Annotated in this window: 1 protein-coding gene; it reads left to right on the top strand. The window is 56.1% G+C overall.

Features of this window, described 5'->3' with window-relative positions:
• The coding region (locus CIK96_RS10400; protein WP_305775590.1) for a TIM-barrel domain-containing protein at positions 1 to 490 on the top strand (490 nt) is incomplete at both ends.

The following is a 490-nucleotide window of genomic DNA, read 5'->3' as shown; positions in this document are numbered from 1 at the left end:
AAGGAGGTGACAGGCGACGGCATCGTGTGGGCACGTTCCGCATGGGCAGGATGCCAGAGATATCCGCTGCATTGGGGCGGAGACTCCTGCAGTTCGTGGGAGGGACTCGCCGGTTCGCTGCGTGGCGGACTCCATTTCGGACTCTCCGGCTTTGCCTTCTGGAGCCACGACGTGCCGGGATTCCATACGTTGCCAAACTTCATGAACTCCGTTGTCCGCGATGATGTGTATATGCGCTGGACACAGTTCGGCGTGTTCTCCTCACATATCCGCTATCATGGCACCAACAAGCGTGAGCCATGGCATTATCCCAACATCGCACCGATGGTGAAGCGCTGGTGGAAGCTGCGCTACAAACTCATTCCATATATCCTCCGCGAGAGCGAGAAGGCAACACACAGCGGATCAACCATCGTGCAGGCACTTATCTTCCACCATCCCGAAGACAACAACTGCTGGCATATCGATGATGAATACTATTTCGGCGACG

This window comes from Prevotella sp. P4-98 (genome assembly GCF_002251405.1).
Taxonomy (GTDB): domain Bacteria; phylum Bacteroidota; class Bacteroidia; order Bacteroidales; family Bacteroidaceae; genus Prevotella.
The sequence above is the reverse complement of the archived record's forward strand: the minus strand, read 5'-3'. Positions and strand labels throughout refer to the sequence as shown.